The organism is Enterobacter sp. QK-SA4 (genome assembly GCF_056856775.1).
The window spans coordinates 1,505,608-1,530,915 of sequence record NZ_JBXFXH010000007.1; the positions used below are offsets into that span (position 1 = coordinate 1,505,608).

Annotated in this window: 21 protein-coding genes, 1 tRNA gene and 1 pseudogene; 12 read left to right on the forward strand and 11 right to left on the reverse strand. The window is 56.1% G+C overall.

What is annotated here, in order from left to right:
- Positions 1 to 90: 90 nt before the first annotated feature.
- The 4 genes from rcsB to AC1VYI_RS08800 form a co-directional block, all read right to left on the reverse strand.
- Positions 91 to 741: a response regulator transcription factor RcsB gene (gene rcsB, locus AC1VYI_RS08785; RefSeq protein WP_006176468.1), complete on the reverse strand. Its 651-nt coding sequence runs from the start codon at positions 739 to 741 to the stop codon at positions 91 to 93.
- 16 nt (positions 742 to 757) lie between these two features.
- Positions 758 to 3,430: a phosphotransferase RcsD gene (gene rcsD, locus AC1VYI_RS08790; RefSeq protein ID WP_058841535.1), complete on the reverse strand. Its 2,673-nt coding sequence runs from the start codon at positions 3,428 to 3,430 to the stop codon at positions 758 to 760.
- 182 nt (positions 3,431 to 3,612) lie between these two features.
- Positions 3,613 to 3,810: a hypothetical protein gene (locus AC1VYI_RS08795; protein ID WP_319003431.1), complete on the reverse strand. Its 198-nt coding sequence runs from the start codon at positions 3,808 to 3,810 to the stop codon at positions 3,613 to 3,615.
- Positions 3,792 to 4,772, reverse strand: a complete 981-nt coding sequence (locus AC1VYI_RS08800) for an IS5-like element ISKpn26 family transposase (protein WP_000019450.1) — start codon at positions 4,770 to 4,772, stop codon at positions 3,792 to 3,794. Before AC1VYI_RS08800 ends, AC1VYI_RS08795 begins: the two co-directional genes overlap by 19 nt.
- Before the next feature lie 65 nt (positions 4,773 to 4,837).
- Here AC1VYI_RS08800 and AC1VYI_RS08805 point away from each other — a divergent pair.
- The 6 genes and pseudogenes from AC1VYI_RS08805 to mgtE form a co-directional block, all read left to right on the forward strand.
- Positions 4,838 to 5,863: pseudogene (locus AC1VYI_RS08805) on the forward strand (porin OmpC); the annotation flags it as partial.
- Positions 5,864 to 5,977: 114 nt separating this feature from the next.
- On the forward strand, positions 5,978 to 7,033 hold the full coding sequence (apbE, locus tag AC1VYI_RS08810; RefSeq protein WP_023312507.1) for an FAD:protein FMN transferase ApbE: 1,056 nt from the start codon (positions 5,978 to 5,980) through the stop codon (positions 7,031 to 7,033).
- 72 nt (positions 7,034 to 7,105) lie between these two features.
- On the forward strand, positions 7,106 to 8,164 hold the full coding sequence (gene ada / locus AC1VYI_RS08815; RefSeq protein WP_134867348.1) for a bifunctional DNA-binding transcriptional regulator/O6-methylguanine-DNA methyltransferase Ada: 1,059 nt from the start codon (positions 7,106 to 7,108) through the stop codon (positions 8,162 to 8,164).
- Positions 8,164 to 8,820, forward strand: coding sequence for a DNA oxidative demethylase AlkB (alkB, locus tag AC1VYI_RS08820; RefSeq protein ID WP_045354262.1), 657 nt, complete (start codon positions 8,164 to 8,166; stop codon positions 8,818 to 8,820). Before ada ends, alkB begins: the two co-directional genes overlap by 1 nt.
- Positions 8,821 to 8,889: 69 nt before the next feature.
- On the forward strand, positions 8,890 to 10,533 hold the full coding sequence (locus tag AC1VYI_RS08825; RefSeq protein WP_047174165.1) for a multidrug ABC transporter permease/ATP-binding protein: 1,644 nt from the start codon (positions 8,890 to 8,892) through the stop codon (positions 10,531 to 10,533).
- A gap of 142 nt (positions 10,534 to 10,675) precedes the next feature.
- Positions 10,676 to 12,112 carry a magnesium transporter gene (gene mgtE, locus AC1VYI_RS08830; protein ID WP_023312503.1) on the forward strand — a complete coding sequence of 479 codons (1,437 nt, stop codon included), beginning with the start codon at positions 10,676 to 10,678 and terminating at the stop codon, positions 12,110 to 12,112.
- On the opposite strand, the gene AC1VYI_RS08835 is transcribed toward mgtE, so the two are convergent.
- Positions 12,075 to 13,364 (reverse strand): SulP family inorganic anion transporter, encoded by a 1,290-nt coding sequence (locus AC1VYI_RS08835; RefSeq protein WP_047744219.1) that lies wholly within the window; start codon positions 13,362 to 13,364, stop codon positions 12,075 to 12,077. The two genes, mgtE and AC1VYI_RS08835, sit on opposite strands and share 38 nt — an antisense overlap.
- Positions 13,365 to 13,551: 187 nt before the next feature.
- Here AC1VYI_RS08835 and mqo point away from each other — a divergent pair, with 187 nt between their 5' ends.
- Positions 13,552 to 15,201, forward strand: coding sequence for a malate dehydrogenase (quinone) (mqo, locus tag AC1VYI_RS08840; RefSeq protein WP_029740950.1), 1,650 nt, complete (start codon positions 13,552 to 13,554; stop codon positions 15,199 to 15,201).
- A 135-nt stretch (positions 15,202 to 15,336) separates the two neighbouring features.
- Here mqo and eco read toward each other — a convergent pair whose 3' ends face one another.
- Positions 15,337 to 15,840, reverse strand: coding sequence for a serine protease inhibitor ecotin (gene eco, locus AC1VYI_RS08845; protein ID WP_033146052.1), 504 nt, complete (start codon positions 15,838 to 15,840; stop codon positions 15,337 to 15,339).
- A gap of 209 nt (positions 15,841 to 16,049) precedes the next feature.
- Between eco and AC1VYI_RS08850 the strand changes: the two genes are divergently transcribed.
- Both AC1VYI_RS08850 and AC1VYI_RS08855 read left to right on the forward strand, forming a co-directional pair.
- Positions 16,050 to 16,310, forward strand: coding sequence for a DUF2534 family protein (locus tag AC1VYI_RS08850; protein WP_008500962.1), 261 nt, complete (start codon positions 16,050 to 16,052; stop codon positions 16,308 to 16,310).
- A gap of 137 nt (positions 16,311 to 16,447) precedes the next feature.
- Entirely contained in the window at positions 16,448 to 17,635 is a 1,188-nt protein-coding gene (locus AC1VYI_RS08855; RefSeq protein WP_023312499.1) for an MFS transporter, read from the forward strand.
- Positions 17,636 to 17,671: 36 nt separating this feature from the next.
- On the opposite strand, the gene AC1VYI_RS08860 is transcribed toward AC1VYI_RS08855, so the two are convergent.
- From AC1VYI_RS08860 to AC1VYI_RS08870, 3 genes are all read right to left on the reverse strand, one after another.
- Positions 17,672 to 17,748: transfer RNA gene (locus AC1VYI_RS08860), tRNA-Pro, on the reverse strand.
- A 72-nt stretch (positions 17,749 to 17,820) separates the two neighbouring features.
- Positions 17,821 to 19,581 carry an LPS biosynthesis-modulating metalloenzyme YejM gene (gene yejM / locus AC1VYI_RS08865; protein ID WP_134867349.1) on the reverse strand — a complete coding sequence of 587 codons (1,761 nt, stop codon included), beginning with the start codon at positions 19,579 to 19,581 and terminating at the stop codon, positions 17,821 to 17,823.
- A gap of 19 nt (positions 19,582 to 19,600) precedes the next feature.
- Positions 19,601 to 19,828, reverse strand: a complete 228-nt coding sequence (locus tag AC1VYI_RS08870; RefSeq protein WP_008500958.1) for a YejL family protein — start codon at positions 19,826 to 19,828, stop codon at positions 19,601 to 19,603.
- Between the two features lie 134 nt (positions 19,829 to 19,962).
- On the opposite strand from AC1VYI_RS08870, the gene yejK reads away from it, so the two are divergent.
- Complete coding sequence (yejK, locus tag AC1VYI_RS08875) at positions 19,963 to 20,970, forward strand: nucleoid-associated protein YejK (RefSeq protein ID WP_134867350.1); 1,008 nt, start codon at positions 19,963 to 19,965, stop codon at positions 20,968 to 20,970.
- A gap of 52 nt (positions 20,971 to 21,022) precedes the next feature.
- Here the strand turns inward: yejK and rplY are convergent, their stop codons facing one another.
- Together rplY and radD are read right to left on the reverse strand one after the other, a co-directional pair.
- Positions 21,023 to 21,307, reverse strand: a complete 285-nt coding sequence (gene rplY / locus AC1VYI_RS08880) for a 50S ribosomal protein L25 (RefSeq protein ID WP_023312497.1) — start codon at positions 21,305 to 21,307, stop codon at positions 21,023 to 21,025.
- Positions 21,308 to 21,432: 125 nt separating this feature from the next.
- The gene (gene radD, locus AC1VYI_RS08885; RefSeq protein WP_045354254.1) at positions 21,433 to 23,193 is read right to left on the reverse strand and encodes a DNA repair helicase RadD; all 1,761 of its coding nucleotides are present in this window, start codon (positions 23,191 to 23,193) and stop codon (positions 21,433 to 21,435) included.
- Positions 23,194 to 23,345: 152 nt separating this feature from the next.
- Here radD and rsuA point away from each other — a divergent pair, with 152 nt between their 5' ends.
- Both rsuA and AC1VYI_RS08895 read left to right on the forward strand, forming a co-directional pair.
- A complete protein-coding gene (gene rsuA / locus AC1VYI_RS08890) occupies positions 23,346 to 24,053 on the forward strand; it encodes a 16S rRNA pseudouridine(516) synthase RsuA (protein WP_045354252.1) in 708 nt (235 codons plus the stop codon).
- A gap of 15 nt (positions 24,054 to 24,068) precedes the next feature.
- Positions 24,069 to 25,265, forward strand: a complete 1,197-nt coding sequence (locus AC1VYI_RS08895) for a Bcr/CflA family multidrug efflux MFS transporter (protein ID WP_008500953.1) — start codon at positions 24,069 to 24,071, stop codon at positions 25,263 to 25,265.
- Positions 25,266 to 25,308: the final 43 nt, after the last annotated feature.

A 25,308-nucleotide genomic window follows, 5' to 3' on the forward strand; every position in this document is an offset into this window, starting at 1 on the left:
AAAAGGCCCGCAAGGGCCTTTTCGTTTTTTCACCCTCTCCCCGCGGGAGAGGGACGGGGTGAGGGCCTCAGGCCGCACACCCGTCCGGGATCAATCCTTGTCCGATGCGCTCAGCGTAACGGAGGAGAGATAGTTCAGCAGAGCAATATCGTTGTCCACGCCCAGCTTCATCATCGCTGATTTCTTCTGGCTGCTGATGGTTTTAATGCTGCGGTTCAGCTTCTTGGCAATCTCGGTCACCAGGAAACCTTCTGCGAACAGGCGCAGAACTTCACTCTCTTTCGGGGACAGGCGTTTGTCACCGTAGCCACCCGCGCTGATTTTTTCCAGCAGACGAGAGACGCTCTCAGGCGTGAACTTCTTGCCTTTCTGCAGCGCAGCGAGCGCTTTTGGCAGATCGGTCGGGGCGCCCTGTTTCAGCACAATCCCTTCGATGTCCAGATCCAACACCGCGCTCAGGATCGCCGGGTTGTTGTTCATGGTCAGAACAATGATCGAGATATCCGGGAAGTGACGTTTAATGTATTTGATGAGCGTGATCCCATCACCGTATTTGTCTCCAGGCATGGAGAGATCGGTAATGAGCACGTGTGCATCAAGCTTTGGGAGGTTATTGATCAGTGCTGTAGAGTCTTCAAATTCACCGACTACATTCACCCACTCGATCTGTTCAAGTGATTTGCGAATACCGAACAGTACAATCGGATGGTCATCGGCAATAATTACGTTCATATTGTTCATGTATAAGGCTACCTTGCTACAGCAAGCTTTTGACGTAGGCGTCAATGTCGCTGATGTATTTTTCAATGCCAGAGGCATCTTTCTCACGAATTAGATGTTCCAGCGTTTCACATAACTGCTTGCCGGGAACCAGATTAAGCATGGCAAACACCCCTTTAAGCCGGTGTGCTGTCTGTGCCAGCGCTGCAAAATCATTCGCAGCGGACTCAGTATACAACCGCTTAACATCATCTGGTACTGTATCAACAAAGAGTGAATAGTATCCGCTGGCGTGAAGCTCGGCATTTTCATTGCCGCCTAACGGTGACTCCGTTATCTCTTCTTGCGCCAGCTGCTCTTCTATTAGTTGTAGTACAGCTTCCTGCATCGCATTGCTTATATTAAAGTTGACGCGCAGCTGGCCAGGGCCGATTTTCCGCACGCCTGACTCATCATCGCTTAAAAGCAAGCCGGAGGCAGTAAGATTAGACGGATTATCAGTTAAAAACAGATCAAATTCTTGACTTGCAAGTCTTTCATCCGGCGTGATGCAGGCCGCTCCCCAGTTTTCTAACTGACGAACGACAATATTGCGGATCTCGTTCGAGGTCACATCGACCATCACCACGACGTCATCCAGCAGACGTTCTTCATCCTCTTCCTGCGGATTGGCCGCCATTTTCACATGCAGAGAATAGCGGGTGCCGAGGGATTCACGGGCTTTGATATTCAGGTGGCCGCCAAGCTTACGCGCCAGCTGATCGCACAGCCAGAAGGTCAGGGCATTGGCCTTGCCGTAGCGATCGCTCTGCGTGTCATTCAGGAACGGGAAGTGCAGATTATCAATTTCACTTGTTGTGACGCCTTCCCCGGTATCCAGGATGCGGAACGTCAGACGATCTTCTGCCGACTCCTCGGTGCTGACTTCAAGGGTGATCTTGCCGATCTGCGTGGTGGTCACGGCGTACTGAATAATCATCAGCAGAATGCGGCGCAGCGCTTCGCGATCGCCGTGGCGTTCGTCATTCGCAGGGAGATTGTTATTGATCAGCAGCTGCAGCCCTTTGCGCTTAATGACGGGCAGCACTTCCGGCACCACTTCATCGATCAGATCCTGGATGGAGAAGAGGGCTGGTGTTCCCTTCCAGAAATCATTTTCCAGCATGTTCGCCAGCTGGATCTCATCAACCATTCTGACCAGCGAATCGGCCTGACAGGCAAGCTGGTGGCTTTCAGAGGTGTTTAACGCCGCCGCCTGGGTCGCCAGCGTTTTTAACGGCTGCTTGAAGGCATCGCCAATGTTCTGCATAAATGCGGCGCGCCCCTGCTGGTTTTTCTCATACAGCCTTTGCGCCTGCTTGAGCTTTTTATTGACCAGCACTTCGCGATCCTGGTCGCGAATGATGAAGATTTGCGTGCGGGGAGCCACCTGGCTGCGGAACTGACGGATCTCGTACAGTTCATTGTTGATGGTGGCCTGAATCACCCCCTGGTGTTGATCCGCCATGGTGGTGATGTTCTGCAGGTTAAGATGCGGCAGCAGATGGTCGGCAATTTTGTTGCTCATCACCGTACGATTCGCCTCCTGGTCGTGAACCAGGACGCCAAGCGGCAGCACGGAAACAATCTCTTCATTCAGTGCACGTAATACGCGCAGCTCATTGCTGGTGCCGGCCGGAACCGCAGAGGCGTCGCTCTGACGCCCCGTCTGGAAACGGAAGGTGCTGTAGCCAAACAGCGCCAGCGCCAGCAGACCGATATTCAGCAGCAGAGGCAGCAGAATATTTTGCAGGGTGTCGAGCAACAGCGTGCCAAACGGCACCTGCCACACCAGACGCATGCCGGTCGAGTTCAGCGATGAGGCAATTTCGATTTTCGAACCGTTAAAGGAGATCGATACGCTCTCTGCGGCCTCTTTGTCGGACGCCGCACGCATGTTCTGGGTGCTGCTGTCTGGCTCCAGGCGGAAGCTGTCGAGCGGCATATCCGGCGGGATTAAATCATTAATCGGTAAATCGAAGGCCACCACCGTCGCCAGATGCCCTGGCTGGTTGAACGTGGTGCGCAGGGTAAAATAATGACCGTTTTGCCAGGCCAGACGACGCAGGGAAGAGAAGCTCTCACGCTCATCAAGGGCGTTCGCCTGCTGCAGCATCTCTGCCCGGCGGGAATCGACGATGCTGCCCACGGTTGTCTCTTTAAAGCCGGACGAGAGATCTTTTAACGGCAGCGTAGAGATCAGGATCATGCTGTTGTCCTGACCGTTCAGATAGTACATCGACCACGGTACCGTTTCGGCCCCCCAGAGGGTATCCAGATAGGTCGAAATACGCTGCGTCATCTCAAGCGTCGCGCTGTCGTGAGAGCCAAAGATAAGGGCCTCGGTCTTACGCTGCGGTTTTTCGAGATAATAGACATCCTGCTTAAGTCGCGTCTCCTGAAGTCCATCCCCGGACGAGGAGGTCGGGGCAGCAGCGATATTGTCGTAAATCTGCCAGGTGGCGTAGCGCCAGGTGTCTATGCGCTTATGCACGGCGTGGGTGATATCCACGACCTGATAGCTCTTATCCTTCAGCCAGGCGTTAACCGCGCTTTGTACCATCACCCCCATGGTGACTAACAGCACAACGATCAAAAGAAGAAAGAAACGGGTGATGCTCCCGGGGAGAAGGGAGAATTTGCTCGGGGCGGTAGTTTCAGTCTGACTCATTGATATCTTTAACCCGTTATGGTCGTGCTCTGTGGCGATAGGGCAGTATAAAGGGTAATAACTGAATTTCCAGCGCGACTGTCCGGGAAGAGGCGACTTTTTCTCCGGACAATATCGGCGGCGGGGAGTGCAGAAAACATGTACAAACTCGCCATGCGCGTACAAATAATCGACCCACGCCGTCAATAAATAGCACGAATTAACAAGAAATTAAGGAAGGTGCGAATAAGCAGGTCATTTCTTCCCAAGCTGACTCGCTGATTAAAATTTCGCGGATCTGGGCCGATTTTTTTCCCGCAAACACATCGAATCAGCCTATTTAGGCTATTTTTTCCACCATTTCTGGCGTTATTTCCGGTTTTTACTGAGATCTCTCCCACTGACGTATCATTTGGTCCACCCGAAACAGGTTGGCCAGGGTGAATAACATCGCCAGTTGGTTATCGTTTTTCAGCAGCCCCTTGTATCTGGCTTTCACGAAGCCGAACTGCCGCTTGATGATGCGAAACGGGTGCTCCACCCTGGCACGGATGCTGGCTTTCATGTATTCGATGTTGATGGCCGTTTTGTTCTTGCGCGGATGCTGCTTCAAGGTTTTTACCCTGCCGGGACGCTCGGCGATCAGCCAGTCCACATCCACCTCGGCCAGCTCCTCGCGCTGTGGCGCTCCCTGGTAGCCGGCATCGGCTGAGACAAATTGCTCCTCTCCATGAAGCAGATTACCCAGCTGATTGAGGTCATGCTCGTTGGCCGCGGTGGTGACCAGGCTGTGGGTCAGGCCACTCTTGGCATCGACACCAATGTGGGCCTTCATGCCAAAGTGCCACTGATTGCCTTTCTTGGTCTGATGCATCTCCGGATCGCGTTGCTGCTCTTTGTTCTTGGTCGAGCTGGGTGCCTCAATGATGGTGGCATCCACCAAAGTGCCTTGGGTCATCATGACGCCTGCTTCGGCCAGCCAGCGATTGATGGTCTTGAACAATTGACGGGCCAGTTGATGCTGCTCGAGCAGGTGGCGGAAATTCATGATGGTGGTGCGATCCGGCAGGGCGCTATCCAGGGATAATCGGGCAAACAGGCGCATGGAGGCGATTTCGTACAGGGCATCTTCCATGGCACCGTCGCTCAGGTTGTACCAATGCTGCATGCAGTGAATACGCAGCATGGTCTCCAGCGGATAGGGCCGTCGGCCATTGCCCGCCTTGGGATAAAACGGCTCGATGACAGCGGTCATATTCTGCCATGGCAGAATCTGCTCCATGCGGGAGAGGAAAATCTCTTTTCGGGTCTGACGGCGCTTAGTGCTGAATTCACTATCGGCGAAGGTGAGTTGATGGCTCATGATGTCCCTCTGGGATGCGCTCCGGATGAATATGATGATCTCATATCAGGAACTTGTTCGCACCTTCCTTAGATCTGTACGGTAAAGTCGATGGTCTGCACTATTTCTCTGACGACAAGAGTGCCGACGGCGACCAGACTTACATGCGTCTTGGCTTCAAAGGCGAAACTCAGGTTAACGATCAGCTGACCGGTTACGGCCAGTGGGAATACCAGATCCAGGGCAACACCTCTGAAAGCGACAACCAGGCCTGGACGCGTGTGGCGTTCGCGGGTCTGAAATTCGCTGACGCGGGTTCTTTCGATTACGGTCGTAACTACGGCGTAATCTACGATGTAACCTCCTGGACCGACGTTCTGCCAGAATTTGGCGGCGATACTTACGGTGCGGACAACTTCCTGCAGTCCCGTGCTAACGGCGTGGCGACCTACCGCAACCAGGACTTCTTTGGTCTGGTGGATGGCCTGAACTTTGCCCTGCAGTATCAGGGTAAAAACGGCAGCGTAAGCGGTGAAAACGACACCGGCCGTAGCCTGCTGAAACAGAACGGCGACGGCTACGGTGCATCCGTGACCTATAACCTGGGTGAAGGCTTCAGCATCGGTGGTGCAATGTCTTCTTCCAAACGTACCGCTGACCAGAACAACACCGCTAACCTGGCGCTGAAGGGCGAAGGCGATCGTGCTGAAGTCTATTCTGGTGGTCTGAAATACGACGCCAACAACATCTACCTTGCGGCGCAGTACTCCCAGACCTACAACGCAACCCGTTTCGGCAATTCTCAGAGCAGCAGCGACATTTACGGCTTTGCTAACAAAGCGCAGAACTTCGAAGTGGTTGCTCAGTACCAGTTCGACTTCGGCCTGCGTCCGTCCGTGGCTTACCTGCAGTCTAAAGGGAAAGACATCGAAGGTTACGGCGATCAGGATCTGCTGAAATATGTTGATGTTGGTGCGACTTACTACTTCAACAAAAACATGTCCACCTACGTGGATTACAAAATCAACCTGGTTGATGAAAATGAATTCACCCGTCAGGCGGGTATCGGTACTGACGATATCGTAGCGCTGGGCCTGGTTTACCAGTTCTAATCGCTTCATCGTGTGACGTAAGGGGCCTGCTGGCCCCTTTTTTGTGTCTCGCAGATTCTCACAACTCACCCGTTTTGGTGTACTCTTGCCGCCCTGGCATGAGGATAATAATGAATGGATATGACTTTTTTACGCGCCAGCTTTCTGGCTATGCTTTTTTTCCTGACCGCGTGTGACGATTCCGCGCCCGTGGCGAAAGCCGACGCACCCGCCGCGACGGTGCTCGAAGGCAAAACGATGGGCACCTTCTGGCGCGTCAGCGTGATGAACCTCGATAAAACACGCACAGATGAGCTACGCGGCAAAATCCAGTCTCAGCTGGATGCCGACGATCAGCTGCTCTCAACCTATAAAAATGACTCGGCGCTGATGCGCTTTAACCTCTCCACCAGCACCTCCCTGTGGCCGGTGAGCGAGGCGATGGCCGATATCGTGACCGAATCTATACGCGTGGGTTATAAAACCAACGGCGCGATGGATGTGACCGTCGGACCCCTGGTAAACCTCTGGGGATTTGGACCTAACAAACAGCCGGTGACCACGCCCGAACAGGCGGCCATTGATGACGCCCGCGCCCGGACAGGGCTGCAGCATCTGACGGTGATCAATCAGTACGGACAACAGTACCTGCAAAAGGATATCCCCGATCTGTTTGTCGATCTGTCGACGGTAGGGGAAGGCTATGCGGCGGATCATCTTGCAGCGCTGATGGCCCAGGAAGGTATTTCCCGCTATCTGGTCTCCGTGGGCGGCGCGCTAGTCAGCCGGGGGATGAACGCCAGCGATAAGCCGTGGCGCGTAGCGATTCAAAAGCCGACCGATCGGCAAAATGCCGTACAGGCGATAGTGGATATCAACGGACATGGCATCAGTACCTCCGGGAGCTATCGTAACTATTACGAGCTTGACGGGAAGCGTATTTCGCATGTTATCGATCCGCAGACCGGCCGTCCCATCACGCATAACCTGGTCTCGGTGACGGTCATCGCCCCAACGGCGCTGGAAGCGGATGCCTGGGATACTGGCTTAATGGTTCTCGGCCCGGAAAAAGCCAAAGAGGTGGTTCGCCAGGAAGGGCTGGCGGTTTATATGATCACCAAAGAGGGCGACGGGTTCAAAACCTGGAGCTCGCCGCAGTTCAATAGCTTCCTGGTGCGCGACAAAAATTAAAAAGCAAGGTTGCGGGTTTTTTATCAGTGGCACTCAGGCAGGCTCTATGTATGCTTACAAGAGGAGCTGATAATGAGAAACTCAACCTTTATTACCGATGAGGATCGCTGGCAGGCCGTGCTGGCCCGCGATCCGCTCGCTGACGAACAGTTTGTCTTCGCCGTGCAGACGACGGGTATTTTCTGCCGCCCGTCATGCCGCGCCCGCCACGCGCTGCGTAAAAACGTCCGCTTTTATCCCGATGCCCAACATGCCGTTCAGGCAGGGTTTCGCCCGTGCAAGCGCTGCATGCCGGACAAACGCGATCCGCAGGCGCAGAAGCTGGCAAAAGTGGAACACGCCTGCCGTCTTCTGGAGCAGGATCCCACGCTAACCCTGGAGGGGCTGGCGCAGCAGGTCGCCATGAGTCCTTTCCATTTCCACCGTCTGTTTAAGTCCGTGACCGGCATGACGCCAAAGGCCTGGCAGCAGGCGGCGCGAGGCCAGCGCCTGCGCACCGCGCTTGCACAGGGAGACAAAATTACCGACGCCGTGCTGGCGGCGGGGTTTCCCGACAGCAGCAGCTATTATCGCAAAGCCAACGATGCGCTGGGCATGACGGCGAAGCAGTACCGCAAAGGGGATGCGGCAGTGCGTTATGCCATCAGCGACTGCTCGTTAGGACGCTGTCTGGTTGCAGAAAGCGAGCGGGGGATCTGCGCGATCCTGCTGGGTGACAGCGATGAAGAATTAGCCGAAGAGCTTGCCGCGCATTTTCCAAAAGCAGCGCATGCGCCGCTGGAAGAGGATTTCGCACAGCGGATCCAGCAGGTGATTGCCAGTATTGATAACCGCGATGTACCACTTGCGCTGCCGCTGGATATTCGCGGAACCGCGTTCCAGCAGCGCGTCTGGCAGGCCCTTCGCAACATTCCCTGCGGCGAAACGGCAAGTTACCGGCAGGTGGCGCAGGCGATTGGCCAGCCCAGTGCGGTACGCGCCGTTGCCGGAGCCTGTGCGGCAAACACGCTGGCGATTGTGATCCCCTGTCATCGCGTGGTTCGGAACGACGGCGCGCTGTCGGGTTACCGTTGGGGCTCGGCGCGAAAGGCGCTATTACTGAAACGTGAGGCGAAACGCCAGGAGGGATAATGCTCGATCTTTTTGCGGATGCTGAACCCTGGCAGGAGCCGCTTGCTCCGGGAGCGGTGATCCTGCGCCGTTTTGCACTCTCCCGTGCGGCGGCGCTTCTTGCCGGTATCGACGAGGTGACGGCGGTTTCGCCATTTCGCCATATGGTGACGCCGGGCGGCTACACCATGTCGGTGGCCATGGCCAACTGCGGCGAACTGGGCTGGGCGACGAACGAGCGGGGCTATCTGTATGCTCCGAACGATCCCGCTACCGGCCAGCCGTGGCCCCCGATGCCCGCGATTTTTCAGTCTCTCTGCCACGAGGCCGCCGTGGCAGCGCAGTATCCTGACTTCCGGCCGGATGCCTGCCTGATCAACCGCTACGCCGTTGGCGCGAAGCTCTCGCTGCATCAGGACAAGGATGAACCCGATCTTCGCGCGCCTATCGTCTCGGTATCGTTAGGTTTGCCTGCCGTCTTCCAGTTTGGGGGATTACGCCGCAACGACCCGCTCAAGCGCATTATGCTGGAACATGGCGATGTGGTGGTGTGGGGCAGGGAGTCGCGGCTTTATTATCACGGCATTCAGCCGCTGAAGCCCGGGGTTCACCCGCTCACGGGCGAGTACCGTTTCAACCTGACCTTCCGTCAGGCGGGGCACAGTAAACTAAAATAAGAATTATTCTTGATGTACACGCAGGGCAGTTTACACTGCTGGCTGATTTTTATTGTCCGGATTGCCTGCATGCAACTACTTCTCCTCGTCTGGCGTCAGTATCGCTGGCCCTTCATCGCAGTAATGGCGTTAAGCCTTGCCAGCGCCGCGCTGGGGATTGGCCTGATCGCGTTTATTAACGTGCGGTTGATTGAAATGACCGACACTTCGCTCTCCGTTCTGCCGGAGTTTCTCGGCCTGCTGCTCCTGCTGATGGCGGTTACGCTCGGTTCCCAGCTGGCGCTGACCACGCTCGGGCACCATTTCGTTTTCCGTTTGCGCAGTGAGTTTATCAAGCGGATCCTCGATACTCAGGTAGAGCGCGTTGAGCAGCTCGGCAGCGCTTCCCTGCTGGCGGGGCTGACCAGCGACGTGCGCGCCATTACCATCGCGTTCGTTCGTCTGCCGGAGCTGGTGCAGGGGATCATTCTGACCTTTGGTTCGGCCGCCTATCTCGCCTGGCTCTCCAGCAAAATGCTGGCGGTGACCGCGCTGTGGATTGTCATTACCATCTGGGGCGGCTTTATGCTGGTGTCGCGCGTCTATAAACACATGGCGGTACTGCGCGAAACCGAAGATAAGCTTTATAACGATTACCAGACGGTGCTGGAAGGGCGCAAAGAGCTCACCCTGAACCGCGAGCGCGCCGAGCATATCTTTAATCATCTCTATATCCCGGACGCGCGCGAATACCGTCATCATATTATTCGCGCCGACACCTTCCACCTGAGCGCGGTGAACTGGTCAAACATCATGATGCTGGGTGCCATTGGCCTGGTATTCTGGATGGCGAACGGCCTGGGCTGGGCGGACACCAACGTCGCGGCAACCTACTCGCTGACGCTGCTGTTTTTGCGCACGCCTCTGCTCTCGGCGGTCGGCGCGTTGCCCACCTTACTGAGTGCGCAGGTGGCCTTTAATAAGCTCAAAAAATTCGATCTCGCGCCGTTCAAGGCCGAATTCCCACGCCCGCAGGCCTTCCCGAACTGGCAGACGCTGGAGCTGCGTAACGTCAAGTTCCGCTATCAGGACAGCGCTTTCTCCGTGGGACCGGTCAACCTGACGATCCGCCGCGGTGAACTGCTGTTCCTCATCGGCGGTAACGGCAGCGGTAAATCTACGCTGGCGATGTTGCTGACCGGACTCTATCAGCCGCAGTCGGGCGAGATTTTGCTGGACGGCAAGGCGCTAAGCGCGGAGAAGCCCGAGGATTACCGCAAGCTTTTCTCGGCGGTGTTCACCGACGTCTGGCTGTTCGATCGGCTGCTGGGGCCGGAAGGGCAACAGGCCAATCCGGCGCTGGTGGAAAAATGGCTGGCGCAGCTGCAGATGTCGCACAAGCTGGAACTTCAGGACGGTAAAATTCTCAATCTGAAGCTTTCCAAAGGGCAGAAAAAGCGCGTGGCGCTGCTGCTGGCGCTGGCGGAAGAGCGTGACATCATCCTGCTGGACGAGTGGGCTGCGGATCAGGATCCGCATTTCCGCCGCGAGTTTTATCAGGTGCTGCTGCCGCTGATGCAGGAGATGGGCAAAACCATTTTCGCCATCAGCCACGACGATCACTACTTCATACATGCTGACCGCCTGCTGGAGATGCGCGACGGCAAGCTGAGCGAGCTGACCGGTGAAGAGCGCGATGCGGCCTCGCGTGACGCGGTGGCGCGTACGGCCTGATGCCCTCACCCTCTCCCACAGGGAGAGGGGATAGATCGTGGCTGTAATGACGCTTTTTTCTCCATCCCGTCCCGTTGTTTATTCTTATTTACATATGCCCGCGCTATGCTTAACCCCAACTCATTTAATGGATTTATGATTGATGTCGGTATTAAAGAAAAACAGCGCCAGACAGCGTGACCAGGAGCGCGCGCGACTCATCTGGCTTCTCACGACCGATAAAGCGGTCACTTCTACGCTTTTAGGCAAACTCACCCTGGCTGAGCAATATGATGTCGGCACCCTGGCCGACGATATTGCTGAGGTAGGTGCGCTGGTTGCTCATTTACCCCCGCCGGATCTGGCGGATACCCTTGAGGCGCTTCCCTCGGAAGAGCGCCACGCCCTGTGGCGTCTGGTGCAGGATCACGAGCGCGGGCAGGTGCTGCTTGAGGCCTCCGAAAACGTCTGGGACGACCTGATCGACGAGATGAGCGACCGGGATATTCTCGACGCGGTGCAAACCCTGGATATCGACGAGCAGATTTACCTCGTTCAGCACCTGCCGCGAAACCTGACCGGCCGCCTGCTGGCGTCACTGCCTGCGGAGGAGCGGGCGCGCGTGCGTCAGGTGATGCACTACGAGAAAAACAGCGTCGGCGCGATCATGGAGTTCGGCGTTATCACGGTGCGCCCGGACGTGACGCTCGGTACCGTGCAGCGCTATCTGCGTCGCCTGGGCAAAATGCCGGACAACACCGATAAACTGTTTGTCACCTCCCGGGATAAAACCCTGCTTGGCGAACTTGAGCTGAAAACCATCCTGCTCAACAGCACCCAGCGGAAGGTGAGCGAGGTGATGGAAAACGAGCCGATGGTCTTCTCCCCGGAAGACGATGCGGAGAAAGCGGCGCGTACCTTCGAGCGTGACGACCTGGTGAGTGCCGCCGTCGTGGATTCCGTCGGCAAACTGATGGGGCGTCTGACCATCGATGAAATCGTTGACGTGGTCTATGAAGAAACCGACAACGACCTGCGCGCGCTCGGCGGGATCAGCGCCGAAGATGATGTCCATGCCTCCGTCGGCAAGGCGGTAAAAACGCGCTGGGCGTGGCTGGCCATTAACCTGTGCACCGCGTTTATCGCCTCCCGCGTGATCGACGGGTTTGAACACACCATTTCGCAGCTGGTGGCGCTGGCCTCGCTGATGCCGATTGTGGCCGGAATCGGCGGCAACACCGGAAACCAGACCATCACCATGATCGTCCGCGCGCTGGCGCTGGAAAACATTCAGCCAGGTAACTTTTCGTGGCTCATTTTTAGAGAGATGGGCGTCGCGCTAATTAACGGCCTGGTGTGGGGCGGGATTATGGGCGGCATCACCTGGTGGCTGTACGACGATATGGCCCTGGGCGGCGTGATGATGCTGGCGATGGTGCTGAACCTGCTGGTAGCGTCGATAATGGGCGTGATTATCCCGCTGACGATGACCAAACTGGGCCGCGACCCCGCGGTGGGGTCGAGCGTGATGATCACCGCCATCACCGATACCGGCGGTTTCTTTATTTTTCTTGGGCTGGCGACGATTTTTCTGCTTTAAGCCGACGCTTAATGCGGGCGGGGAGGAGTGCCATGACGATAATCCCGCCCAGCACGCCAATCGCCAGATTGCCGGTTGATACCGTGGCGGCTACGGTGACCAGCATGACGACCGTTTCTGCAATCGGGGCCGTTTTCACCGTGGCTGGCTGAAGGCTGTGCCAGCTGAAGGTTTTGACGGCAACAATTGCCATAATACCCGCCAGCACCGCCATCGGGATTTTGGCCATCACGTCGCTGAGCGCCGTCACCAGGATCAGCAGCACAATGCCCGCCGCAAAGGTTGAAATGCGGCTTCGACCTTTCCCCATCTCCACGTTGACGATGGTTTGTCCGATCATCGCGCAGCCTGCAATTCCGCCATAAAATCCGGCCAGAATATTACCCACGCCCAGCCCGATGCTCTCACGGCGCTTGCTCGACGGCGTTGCGGTCAGCTCATCCACCAGCTTTGCCGTCAGCAGGGATTCCAGCAGGCCGACAAACGCGATGCTCAGCGCGCACGGCCAGATAATGCTCAGCGTCTGCACATTGAGCGGGACCAGCAGCTCGGTAAGACCCGGCAAACCGCCGCTCATGGAGCCTTCATCGCCCACGGTCGGCAGGATTTGACCGGTTGAAACGGTAAACAAGGTAAGCACAACAATCGCAATCAGCGGGGAAGGGATGCTTTTGATATAGCGCGGCACCCACAGCACGATCAGCAGCGTCAGGACGAACAGGCCCACAATCAGAGGGCTTCGGCTCCAGAAATGCGGTACCTGAGCGAAGAAGATCAAAATGCCCAGGGCGTTAACAAACCCGGTCATGACCGACTGGGGGATAAAGCGCATCAGCCTTGCCATGCCCAGCACGCCAAACAGAATCTGAATCACGCCAGCCATCAGCACGGCGGGAAGAATGTACTGTACGCCGTGCTGATGCACCATCGGACCAATGACCAGCGCCACGGAACCGGCCGCTGCCGTGACCATCGCCGGGCGGCCACCCAGTACCGACAGGGTAAGACACAGCACCACGGAGGCGATCAGGCTGACCTTCGGGTCAACGCCCGCCACCACCGAAAAAGAGATAACCTCGGGGATCAGCGCCAGGGCGGTAATCACGCCTGCCAGCGTTTCACGCGTTAGCCGCTTTGGGGAACGCAGCACGTTGGCTACGCGGTCTTCGGGGGATACAGCAGAATGGGGTAAGGACATAACAGTTCGCTGGTTAGGGCAGGCTTCCGTGCGCGCGATCACAAAACGCAACATACTAGCCAGTAAAACCGCGCTTTACCAGACGCATCGATAATTCCTCACAAACAATCCATCATTAAATTTCACAATTACAATAATTTCGTAACCTTTAAACAATATTTAAAAGTTGTTACCGTGCCCCCGCAGCTTTTTTCACCTGCAATTTCCACGCATCAAGCACTTTTACACTAAGGCATAAATTATGAAAAAAATGACTGCCATGCTCTTTTCTCTGGCCGTGGGGCTTAACACCGTCTCCATGGCGGCGAAAGCTGACGCACCAAAAGAGCAGGAAACGGACGTCCTTTTAATTGGTGGCGGTATCATGAGCGCCACGCTGGGAACCTATCTGCAAGAACTGCAGCCTGACTGGTCTATGACCATGGTCGAGCGCCTTGATGGCGTGGCGCAGGAGAGTTCGAACGGATGGAATAACGCCGGTACCGGACATTCGGCACTCATGGAACTGAACTATACGCCGCAGAAAAAGGACGGTTCCATTAGTATCGAGAAGGCGGTAGAGATCAACGAAGCATTCCAGGTTTCTCGCCAGTTCTGGTCTCATCAGGTCAACAGCGGCGTGATGCACGACCCGCACTCTTTCATCAACACCGTGCCGCACATGAGCTTTGTGTGGGGAGAGCAGAACGTCAACTTCCTGCGCGCGCGCTACGCCGCTCTGCAGCAGAGCACGCTGTTCCGCGGGATGAAATACTCTGAAGACCACGCGCAGATTAAAGAGTGGGCTCCGCTGGTCATGGAAGGTCGTGACCCGAACCAGAAAGTGGCGGCGACCCGTACCGAAATTGGTACCGACGTTAACTACGGTGAAATTACCCGTCAGCTGGTGACGTCTCTGAAGAAAAAAGAGAACTTCAACCTGCAGCTCAGCACCGAAGTGCGCGGTTTCAAGCGCAACGCGGATAACAGCTGGAGCGTGACCGTTGCCGATCTGAAAAACAACGAAGCCGAGCACGTCATTAAGGCGAAGTTTGTCTTTATCGGTGCGGGCGGCGCGGCGCTGAAGCTGCTGCAGGAGTCCGGTATTCCTGAAGCGGACGACTACGCGGGCTTCCCGGTGGGCGGCCAGTTCCTCGTGTCAGAAAACCCGGAAGTGGTGAACCGTCATCTGGCAAAAGTGTACGGCCAGGCTTCCGTTGGCGCACCGCCGATGTCTGTTCCGCACATCGACACCCGTATGCTTGACGGCAAACGCGTGGTGCTGTTTGGGCCGTTCGCGACCTTCTCCACAAAGTTCCTGAAAAATGGCTCCCTGTGGGATCTGCTCAGCGCCACGACCACCTCTAACGTCAAGCCGATGATGGACGTGGGTCTGGATAACTTCGACCTGGTGAAATACCTGATCAGCCAGGTGATGCTCTCTGACGACGACCGCTTCGAGGCGCTGAAAGAGTACTATCCGCAGGCGAAGAAAGAAGACTGGCGTCTGTGGCAGGCGGGTCAGCGCGTACAGATCATCAAGCGCGATCCGAAAGAGGGTGGCGTGCTGCGTCTGGGTACCGAAGTGGTAAGCGATAAGGATGGCACCATTGCCGCGCTGCTGGGTGCGTCGCCGGGCGCGTCTACCGCTGCGCCAATCATGCTGCACCTGATGGAAAAAGTGTTTAAAGACAAAGTCGCCAGCCCGGAATGGCAGGCAAAGCTGAAAACCATTATTCCATCCTACGGCACGAAGCTGAACGGCAACGTGAGCGCGACGGAGCAGGAGCTGGAATACACCAGCCGCGTACTGCAGCTGCAGTACATCAAACCGCAGGCTGCGGATGCTGCGCCAAAAGCGGAGCTGAAGCCTCAGCCGGAAAACAAACCGGTTGCGGATATCGCGCTGTAAGGTAAAAGCAAAACGGTAACATCCGTTACCGTTTTTAGTGTTTTCTCCCTCTCCCGGTGAGAGAGAGTTGGGGTGAGGGCACCAGAGCGCACCCTTTCCGGGTCGGGTAAGGCGAAGCCGCCACCCGACTTATTTTTAACGTACTACGGCTTGTCCGATGTTCTCATCAGCCTTCCAGATGCGATATTTCACTTCTACGTTTTCAGGCGTATAGACCACGATCGGCAGCTTGCTGTTGTAGCGCAGCAGACTGTTGTCACCCAGATACGCCGTTACAAATTTCTTCTCTTTCTTGCCGTCCGGGCAGGCCATCATGGTGGAGACCGGAGAGGTCACTTTGTCAAAGACGTAATAGTCGTAACCCCAGCCTTCCAGGGTTTTGCTTTCCAGCTGACCGCCCAGACGGTGCTGGTTGCAGTCCACTTCCAGCGTCTTACCAATTAACAGTTCCACTTTAAAGTTCGCTTCATCCTGCTGAACCGGCAGCTGAATCACCTGACGCTTCATCCCTTTGTCCGCCTGCGGGTACGGAGCCACTTTTTCCAGCGGCTGCTGTTTTGGGGTTTCGCTGGCGAAAGCGCTGCTGCTGACGCACGCGGCGGCGATGAGGGCGATGGCAAATTTAGGTGCGTTTTTCATTGTCATTCCTTTATGTCAAAACGATCCTGCGCAGGTTAACATAACAACGATGAATGAACGGTGTTATTTACTTACATTTTCACTATGGGTAGCGTTATGCGCTTTTAATTTGCCTGTTTAGTGGTTGTTTATGCTGGTGTGGAGTCAGGTGTCAGTTCGTGTTATTTTAGCCCCTATATATTGTTATTCATCTGTAAAAGGGAAGAGAGATGGTTCGTGCAAAACTGAAAACGCCTGAAGGCCGCAAGTTCCTCCTGGCGCTGCTGGTCGTATTTATGATTGCTGCCGCGTGCGTGGGGCGGGCAACCATTGTTGGCGTTATCGAACAGTACAATATCCCCCTCTCTGCCTGGACAACCAGCATGTATGTCCTGCAGTCGGCGATGATCTTCGTCTACAGCCTGGTGTTCACCGTTCTGCTGGCCATCCCGCTGGGCATTTTCTTCCTGGGCGGACGTGAGAAGCATTAAGCGCTGACTCGCAATAGCTAAGCCATCCTGCCGGATGGCTTTTTTATGGTCTCATCCCACTCTCCTCAGGTTTTTTTAATCCGCGATATCCTATCCTGTAAGCATTCAGGCAACTGTTTTTAAAGCAGGAGCGGTAGATGCGTTCCAGATTTCCAGTGCTCAGCCAGATCCCCAAAGGCGTCTGGGTTGTGGGGGGCGTCAGTATGCTGATGGATATCTCGTCAGAGAGTATTCACAGCCTGCTGCCACTTTTTATGATGACCACCCTCGGTACGAGCGTGCTGTTAATCGGCCTGATTGAAGGGCTGGCGGAGGCCACTGCGCTTTTTATTAAGGTCTTTTCGGGGGCGATCAGCGACTACCTGGGTCAACGTAAGGGGCTGGCCCTGTTAGGGTATGGCCTGGGGGCCCTAAGCAAACCCCTTTTCGCATTAGCGTCCTCTTCCGGGATGGTTTTAGGCGCACGTCTCATGGACCGTACGGGGAAGGGAATACGGGGCGCCCCGCGGGATGCGCTGGTTGCAGACGTCACGCCGCCGGAAATGCGTGGTGCGGCATATGGCCTGCGTCAGTCAATGGATACCACAGGCGCATTTCTTGGCCCATTACTGGCCGTAAGCTTAATGCTGTTGCTGGACAATGATTTTCGCACTGTTTTCTGGATAGCTCTTATCCCCGGTCTGCTTTCAGTTGCCTTGCTCTATTTCGGCCTTCAGGAGCCGAAAACTCCCCTCGAACATAAACGTACTAATCCCATTAAACGAGAGAATTTAAGGCGGCTGGGTAAAGCGTGCTGGTGGGTGATTGGCCTTGGTGCGGTGTTCACGCTTGCCCGGTTTAGCGAGGCTTTTCTCGTCCTTCGTGCGCAGCAGTCGGGCGTTCCTCTGGCCCTTATTCCGCTGGTGATGGTGGTCATGAACGTACTCTATTCCCTTTCGGCTTACCCTTTTGGCAAACTTTCTGATGGCATGAGCCACACCCGACTTCTGCAGTGGGGGCTAATGGTGCTGATTGGTGCAGATGTTGTTCTGGCGCTGAGCAGCCACTGGATGGGAGTCATTTTAGGCGTTGCGCTTTGGGGAATACATATGGGTATGACCCAGGGATTACTGGCGGCAATGATCGCTAAAACCGCACCGCGCGATCTGCGCGGCACGGCTTTCGGTATTTTTAGTCTGGTAAGCGGAGTGGGATTATTAATCGCCAGCGTGGGAGCCGGCGCGATATGGGAAACGTTTGGCGCGGAATATACGTTTTATGCCGGAGCGGTGATTTGTCTGGCTACGCTTGTGTATCTGCGCAAAACGCCGGACGAGGCGAAATAAAAAAACCAGCCATCAGGCTGGTTTTCAGTGTGTTTTTGGTCGGCACGAGAGGATTTGAACCTCCGACCCCCGACACCCCATGACGGTGCGCTACCAGGCTGCGCTACGTGCCGACGCATAAAAAGAATACTACTCGATTCCGTTTTGAATGCAAGGGAATCTGTCGCTAACTGGTTTATTATTAATCAGTTAGCGATGAAGCGCTTCTCATCCGTCAGGACCTGAAGCAGCAGGCTCAGCTGCGGTTTCTGATCTTTTAGCCGTTCACCCTGCAGATTATACGTCTGATAATTCCCGTTGCTGTTCAGCACCAGCGTCAGCTTCGGCGTGGTCACCACCAGCGTATTATTCCCCGCTGCCGTCACCCAGCTGTGGCGGCGCGTGGCGCTGAAGAGATCCTGCCCCTGCGAATACTCGTTTGCTGGCGTGCTGACGTGCAGCAGGCGTTGCATCAGGGTTGTCATCACATCTTTATGCTCGGTGAGCATATTGATGCGCTGCGCCGGTGTGCCTGGCCAGTGGATCACCAGCGGAACCTGCAGATTCGGGCGAGACCAGCTCATACTCTTCGTCTCGTCACCTAGCGGGATGCCATGGCCCGCGGTCACGATCACCACGGTATTGTCCAGCTTGCCCGACTCGCGAAGCGCATCAAGCACGCGGCCTATCTGAGCATCAACATCGCCAGCCGCGCGACCGTAGCGGCGCGCAAAGTCACTCTTATTGCTGTCAGCAAGCGTTGTGCCGTTAAAGGCAACCCATGAGAACCAGCGGTTATCTTCCTGGGCGTAACGCTGCAGCCAGTTTATCCATTGGCTGGCGGTCTGCGCGTCGGACTGTTTTTGCGCCGTCGGCAGTGAGAAATCGGACAGCAGCGCCTGGCGGTAGAGCGGGCTGTTAAAGCCATCGGAGGAGAACAACCCTAACTGATAGCCTTGCTGATTTAGCCCGGTGATCAGCGCCGCAGGCGTGCGGGTAGACAGTACGCCGTCCATGTAGCCAGCTGAAATGCCATAGAAGAGGCCAAAGATGCCCGCATCGGCGGTGTTACCGGAGCTCATATGCTGAGTAAACGAGACGTTCTGACTCGCGAAAGCGGCCAGCGCAGGCATCTGCTTCTCGAAACGGGAATAGTTCAGGCCATCGACGGTGATCAGCAGGACGTTTTGCCCGCGCCCCATATCGCGGTAGTTCAGGTCGCTCAGAGGATACTGAACGCTGACGGCTTCCGGGTTACCCTGCTCGATAAGACGGCGCTGGTACTCCTGCGCATCAAGCAGGCCGTGCTTCTCGAGGAAGCGACGGGCCGTCATCGGGTACGAGAGCGGCAGGTTCGCGCGCTGCATGGTAATAGGGCGATAGAAGTTCGCATCCGCCCAGATATACATGATGTGCGAACTGATAAAGGAGACGAAAAAGAGCGCGGCGACGGGCTTCGCATAATGGCGTCGCCGGGTCAGGCTGCGGAGCTTTTGCCAGCTCCAGGTAGCGAACAGCATCTCAATCAACAGGATCACCGGGACGCTGATAAACATCAGCTGCCAGTCACGGGCCGTTTCGTTCTGGTCGGGGTTAATCACCAGTTCCCAGACGATGGGGTTGAGGTGCAGGTGGAAGCGGGTGAACACTTCACTGTCGATAAGCAGCAGCGTCATCCCGACCGTCGCAAGGATGGCGGACAAGAACCTCATCAGACGCTGCGACATGACGATAAACGTCAGGGGGAACAGGATCAGCAGATAGGTGGCGAAAACCAAAAAGCTAAAGTGACCCACAACGCTCATCCAGGAGTAGATACGCCCGGTTAGCGTTGTTGGCCAGTCTGCGACAAACAGATAACGACAGCCAATGACCGTCGCCAGCAGAATGTTGAATAGGGCAAACCAGTGCCCCCAGCTGACCATCTGGGAGACTTTTTCACGGTAGCGCTGACGATTCGTCACCATAAACTGTTGTTCGTATCCCTTAATGGGCCGGGTCGTTGCTGACGGACGACTGTAAAGCCTGGGCGAACGATTTTGCGATCGCCTGACGCTGAGCCGGAGCAACGCTGGTGTTAATCAGGTTGGTGACCATATTTCCCAAAACCATCAGGGAGAGATCGGTCGGCGTTTTATGTTTTTCCAGTACGTTGACCAGCTCACTGAGCAGTTGTTCAACATGTTCATCACTGTAGCGGGAATGTTGTGGCATAAATCAAAATCAGTTTGTTGATGAAAGGGCAACATATTACCGTAGCAACAGCTTTTTTTCCCCTTTTTTATCTGTTGTTGCACACATGCCCTGGTGGTGGTTGAATACCGCCCGGTCTAAAAGGAGAGTTTATCATGAGTCTGGAAATCAACCAGATTGCCTTGCACCAGCTTATCAAGCGTGATGAGCAAACCCTTGAAGTGGTGCTGCGCGATTCGTTACTGGAACCCACGGCGACCGCGGTGGAGATGATGGCAGAGCTGCATCGCGTCTATAGCGCCAAAAATAAAGCCTATGGCCTGTTCAACGAAGAGAGTGAACTGGCCGATAGTCTGCGCCTGCAGCGTCAGGGCGAAGAGGATTTCCTGGCGTTTAGCCGTGCCGCAACCGGGCGTCTGCGCGACGAACTGGCGAAATATCCGTTCGCCGACGGCGGGATCGTGCTGTTCTGCCACTATCGCTACCTGGCGGTCGAGTATCTGCTGGTTACCGTGCTGAATAACTTAAGCAGCATGCGCGTGAACGAGCAGCTGGATATCAGCTCAACGCATTATCTGGATATCAACCATGCGGATATCGTGGCGCGTATTGATTTGACCGAATGGGAAACCAACCCGGAGTCGACCCGCTACCTGACATTCCTGAAGGGGCGCGTGGGCCGCAAAGTGGCGGATTTCTTTATGGATTTCCTCGGTGCCAGCGAAGGTCTTAACGCTAAAGCGCAGAACAAAGGGCTGCTCCAGGCGGTTGACGACTTCACGGCAGAAGCGCAGCTCGATAAGTCTGAGCGCCAGACCGTGCGTCAGCAGGTCTACAGCTACTGCAACGAACAGCTGCAGGCGGGGGAGGAGATCGAGCTGGAGTCCTTGTCAAAAGAGCTGGCGGGCGTCAGCGAAGTCAGCTTCCAGGAATTCACCGCGGAGAAAGGCTATGAGCTTGAAGAGAGCTTCCCGGCCGATCGCAGTACGCTGCGTCAGTTAACCAAGTTTGCCGGCAGCGGCGGTGGGTTAACCATCAACTTTGACGCGATGTTGCTGGGTGAACGCATCTTTTGGGATCCGGCCACCGATACGCTGACCATTAAAGGTACGCCGCCGAATCTGCGCGATCAGCTTCAGCGCCGCACCTCGGGTGGGAAATAACAGCCATAAAAAAACCCCGCAGAAGCGGGGTTTTTTTTCGACGAGTTTGCGATTACGCGCGAACGAAGTCGATGTGAGTCAGTTTTGGCTTGAACGCGTGACGCTGAACAGCCTGAACTTTCACTTTTTCTTCTTTACCGCCAACAACGATGGTCAGAACTTCGCTGTAGAATTCAGCTTTGGTCTGCAGGTTCCACAGTTTGTCGTGATCCAGTTCGATTGCAACTGGAGCAGCTTCGCCACCGTAAACGATAGCCGGGAACTTGTTAGCGTTACGCAGGCGGCGGCTCGCACCCTTACCCTGCACGTTACGTACTTCTGCTTCGATAGTGAACATTGATTTCTCTCTGTATTTAAAACCCTACTACAGGCGACCCAGCAGCAGGTGAGTGTTCTGCCTCACGGATGTGAAGCGGGCGGCATTTTATACTCAAATGCCCCTCACATCAATGAAAAGTCCCGCTAACCGCGCAATTCGTTGGCGCGACGGAAGCGACCTTCGTAGTCAAAGAGCTTCTCGCGCACCTGCCAGAACTGGCCTTTTTTACGGGCGACGACAAAATCCGGATGGCGCAATAGCATCTGCTGGCGCACGATATCAGCTACGGTTATCCAGCGCAGGGGCACGCCCGGCGTGCGGGTATGCGGGCGGATAAACAGCTGTTCGAAGGCCATTCGCTGGGCAGGCGTCTGAACCCGGAAGCGCTCGCTGACGTCCGCCCCGTCTTCGTCGTAATAGGTGATTTTCAACCACTCGCCTTTTTCATCGGCGCCGGGCTGCAGCGCCATGCCGGAACAGCGCAGCACCAGGGCATCTTTCAGCTTTAGCGCCGCTTTCAGCATGTCGTCCGGGTCAACCAGCACCGCGTCGCATTCCCGGCAGCGGCGGGCGGCAATGTCGTTTTCGGCGTTGCACTGCGGGCAGTTTTTGAACCGGAAGCGGAAATCGCACTGCTCGCGATGCCCGTCATCATCTTCAAACCAGCCCTGACAGCGGCGGCCAAAGTGTTCGATCAGCGTACCGTCGGCGGTGGTTTTTCCCCAGAAGGTGTTGGCAAACCCGCAGGCAGGGCAAAAGACCTGCACGGGCACGTTGTCGCTTTTCCCTTTTGGCGCGCCGACCTCAGGCGTATAGAGATCGTGCGGGTTACCGGCATAATCCAGAATCAGGCAGTCGGTTTTTCCCGGGGCCAGACGCAGGCCGCGGCCAACAATCTGCTGATACAGACTGACCGATTCGGTCGGGCGCAAAATGGCGATCAGGTCGACGTGCGGGGCGTCAAAGCCGGTGGTCAATACCGACACGTTTACCAGATAGCGGAACCGCTGGGCTTTAAAGGCGTCAATCAGGCCGTCGCGCTCCGGGCCGGGCGTTTCGCCGGTGATTAACGCCGCGTCGCCGGCGGGCAATAATCCGGTGATTTCACGCGCGTGCTCAACGGTGGCGGCAAAGATCATTACCCCCTTGCGCGTCGCGGCGAACTCTTCAATCTGGCTGATAATATGCGGCGTAATACGCTTCTGCTTTTTCAGTTCCTGATTGAGATCCGCTTCGCTGAATAAGCCGTTGCTCTGTGCCTGCAAACGGCTGAAATCGTACTGCACCACCGGCATATCCAGCCGTTCAGGCGGCGTCAGGTAGCCATGTTTAATCATGTAGCGCAGCGGAAGTTCGTAAATGCAGTCGCTAAACAGGGCCTTGTCATCACCGCGCACCATGCCGTGATAATGATAGCGATAGATCCAGCCTTTCCCCAGGCGAAACGGGGTCGCCGTCAGGCCCAGCAGGCGCAGGTGAGGATTCACCGCTTTCAGGTGAGCCAGGATTTGCTGGTACTGGCTGTCGTCGTCATCGCTGATGCGGTGACACTCGTCGACGATCAGCAGCGAAAATTCGTTGCGAAACAGGTCCAGATTGCGCGCCACCGACTGCACGCTGCCAAAAACCACTTTGCCGTGGCTCTCTTTGCGCTTCAGCCCGGCGGCGAAAATATCGGCTTCCAGCCCAAGCGCACAATACTTGGCGTGGTTTTGCGCGACGAGCTCTTTAACGTGCGCCAGCACCAGCACGCGACCACGGGCCAGACGCGCCAGTTCGGCGATGACCAGGCTTTTGCCTGCGCCGGTCGGGAGCACAATCGCCGCCGGCTCGCGATGTTTACGGAACCAGGCGAGGGTGGCGTCAACGGCTTCCTGCTGATAGGGACGAAGTGTAAAAGTCATGGGGTCTCGGTTTCGTTATTCCGCACATAGTATGCCACGAAACTTTTTCCCTTGAGTGGCGCAACCAGACCATTATACTGAACCGTTCCAGACTGCTTCTTTTTTCGGACCTGTTGTCCGACTTCCAGCACCATTAAGGCTAAAAAGATTTCATGCGACTTGATAAGTTTATCGCTCAGCAACTCGGCGTAAGCCGCGCTATTGCCGGGCGTGAAATTCGCGCCAGCCGCGTTACCGTGGATGGCGATATTGTGAGAGACAGCGCGTTCAAACTGCAACCTGACCATCAGGTGGAGTATGACGGCAATCCGCTGACCCAGCAGCACGGTCCGCGCTACTTCATGCTCAATAAGCCGGAAGGCTACGTCTGCTCAACGGACGATCCCGATCACCCGACGGTGCTCTATTTCCTCGACGAGCCGGTGGCGCACAAGCTGCACGCCGCAGGCCGCCTCGACATCGATACCACCGGTCTGGTGCTGATGACCGACGACGGGCAGTGGTCGCATCGCATTACTTCCCCGCGTCACCACTGCGAGAAAACCTATCTGGTCACGCTGGAGTCGCCGGTGTCGGATGACACGGCAGAGCAATTCACGAAAGGCGTTCAGCTGCATAATGAAAAAGATCTGACCAAACCCGCCGTGCTTGAGGTGATCGCGCCGACGGAAGTCCGTCTGACCATCAGCGAAGGGCGTTACCATCAGGTGAAACGTATGTTTGCCGCGGTGGGGAACCACGTTGTTGGTCTGCATCGTGAGCGGATTGGTGCGATTGAACTCGATCCCGACCTGGCGCCTGGCGAATATCGCCCGTTAACGGAAGAAGAGATCGCCAGCGTCGGTCTGCCTTCGCACTAATTTCAGGAGAGCTCTGTGACCACCAGGCCACACTCGTCGTTCAAAATCGTCTTCATTCTTGGCCTGCTGGCCATGCTGATGCCGCTGTCTATTGATATGTACCTGCCCGCGCTGCCGGTCATTTCCGCGCAGTTTGGCGTCCCGGCGGGCAGCGCGCAGATGACGCTCAGCACCTATATTCTCGGCTTTGCCCTCGGCCAGCTGTTTTATGGCCCGATGGCGGACAGTCTTGGACGCAAGCCCGTTATTCTGGGCGGGACGCTGGTCTTTGCAGCCGCAGCGGTTGCCTGTGCGCTGGCGCAGACCATCGATCATCTGATTATCATGCGCTTCTTCCACGGTCTGGCGGCGGCAGCGGCAAGCGTGGTGATTAACGCCCTGATGCGAGATATCTACCCGAAGGAAGAGTTCTCCCGCATGATGTCGTTCGTGATGCTGGTGACGACGATTGCGCCGCTGGTGGCCCCCATGGCCGGTGGTGCGGTGCTGGTGTGGTTTAGCTGGCATGTGATTTTCTGGATCCTGGCCCTGGCCGCGCTGCTGGCCTCGGCGATGATCTTCTTCTTTATTGATGAAACGCTTCCCGTCGAGCGCCGTCAGAAATTCCACATCCGTACCACCATCGGCAACTTTGCCTCGCTGTTTCGCCATAAGCGCGTGCTCAGCTATATGCTGGCAAGCGGGTTCAGCTTCGCCGGGATGTTCTCCTTCCTGAGCGCCGGGCCGTTTGTCTACATCGAGCTGAACCACGTTTCGCCGCAGCACTTCGGCTACTATTTCGCGCTTAACATCGTCTTCCTGTTCATCATGACCATCATCAACAGCCGTTTTGTCCGGCGGGTGGGGGCGCTGAACATGTTCCGCGCCGGGCTGTGGATCCAGTTTGTGATGGCTATCTGGCTGGTGGTGAGCGCGTTTCTGGGCGTGGGCTTCTGGGCGCTGGTGGTCGGCGTGGCGGCCTTTGTCGGCTGCGTGTCGATGGTGTCATCTAATGCGATGGCGGTGATCCTGGATGAGTTTCCGCATATGGCGGGCACCGCCTCTTCCCTGGCGGGGACGTTCCGCTTTGGCATCGGCGCTATTGTTGGCGCGTTGCTTTCGATGGCCACCTTTACGACGGCATGGCCCATGCTGTGGGCGATGGCTTTTTGCGCAACCAGCTCGATACTCTTCTATCTTTACGCCAGTCGACCGCGAAAAGCGGCCCACTAAAACACAGAGAAGGCCCGGCAGGGCCTTTTTTGTTGATGCATAT